1 protein-coding gene and 1 pseudogene are annotated in these 1493 nt (G+C 34.3%); one reads left to right on the top strand and one right to left on the bottom strand.

The annotated features are described in order from the left end of the window. Positions 1–416: pseudogene (locus tag RHOW815_RS08040) on the bottom strand (transposase); the annotation flags it as partial. A gap of 154 nt (positions 417–570) precedes the next feature. Here RHOW815_RS08040 and RHOW815_RS08035 point away from each other — a divergent pair. Further along, on the top strand, positions 571–1110 hold the full coding sequence (locus RHOW815_RS08035) for a DUF2059 domain-containing protein (RefSeq protein WP_215217774.1): 540 nt from the start codon (positions 571–573) through the stop codon (positions 1108–1110). The last annotated feature ends 383 nt before the right edge of the window (positions 1111–1493 follow it).

Raw genomic sequence — 1493 nt, 5'->3', positions numbered from 1 at the left:
TTTTTCCATAGCCTGCGACATTTTTCTATCCACGCAAAAGAACGCTCTACAACCCATCTTTTGGGAATAACTGTAAAAGTATGAAGTGTATTTCTTTCTAATATCTCCTGCACACTCTTTGCAAATTTTTCTTCAGAATATCCTCCATCTGCTAAAACATTTTTTACACCGAACAAATGGTTTTTATGTAGTGAAAATGCTGCTATACACCCATTTCTGTCAGTGATATTAGCAGTGGTAATGTGAATCGCATGAGGGAGCCCTTGGGTATCGACTGCTATATGTCTTTTTTTCCCTGCATCATATCCTTTCTTCTCCGCTGTATCAGTATTTTTAACACTTTGAGCATCAATAATTACAAAGCTTGTTTTCTCTTTCCTACCACTGCTTTTTCTGACTTCGCCAACCAATTTTTTTTAAAACTATTTCAAGAATACTCTTAGAATTTTTATCATCATTTCAGAAGCCTTAAAAAATTTTGCTCTCAGGGAATGTTCCGTGCAAAGAAAAAGTAGAAACGATTAACTAATATAGAGAGGATATGTTTAAAGAGATTTTTTTATACTGATTGTGGTAGGTAATATTAACGCAGGAACAGAAATGAAGACTGATACCAATGTACAGAACATTACAGAAATGAAAACAGATACAAAGATGCAAGATGCTATGGAACTAGTACGTTTATCTGTTTTGCAACAAGATCAAATGGATGCAATGCTGCCCTCGCTAGCTCAACAGACGATTACTTCTGCAAAGAATAATATGGATGTTAAGAAGGTTGTTGCCAATACAAAAGAAAAGCTTCTGAGCAAAGCTTATCTAAAAAGATTTGCAGAACCTTTCAATAAGATATTTACTTATGATGAAATCCAATTACTTCTTAGCTTTTATAGAACAGATGCGGTAAAAAAGCTGTTTAAAACAGGATCTGAAACATTTCTTCCAGTTTATACAGCTATGCAAGAGATCATTGCAGATATCGTCAAACCTCCTCTTTTAGAAGATAACATTGCCACCGTTACTGCTTTAAACTTTCAGAAAGAAGTAAAAGAGTTTAAGGGCAATATTCTTTTAAAAGTTTATTCTATGATGTGCGGACCATGTCAATAGGCAATATTTTCCTAAAACACAAAGCTTTTTAGATACGACTTCCAAGGATATAAACTTTACTAAATAACAGACCTAGAAAGGCTCTCAACTTCGAAACTCCACTAGAAGTGTTTAGGAGATTATCTACAAACATGCTATGCTCGGGTGCACAATAGATGTTTTTTCAAGTATTTATATGTTCTTTTTTGTGCACTTCGAGGTTGAAAGGGCCCTTTCATTTATAGATTCCTATCTTAACAAAAGCATTTCCAGCTATATCGCTTAAACAATTTGGTTATGCAAGAGATCTATTTTTATTCAGGGCCCTTTCAACCTTGAAGTGCACAAAAAAGAACATATAAATACTTGAAAAAACATCTATTGTGCACCCGAGCATAGCATGT

This window comes from Candidatus Rhabdochlamydia sp. W815 (assembly GCF_018642185.1).
GTDB classification, from domain to species: Bacteria; Chlamydiota; Chlamydiia; order Chlamydiales; family Rhabdochlamydiaceae; genus Rhabdochlamydia; species Rhabdochlamydia oedothoracis.
The sequence above is the reverse complement of the archived record's forward strand: the minus strand, read 5'-3'. Positions and strand labels throughout refer to the sequence as shown.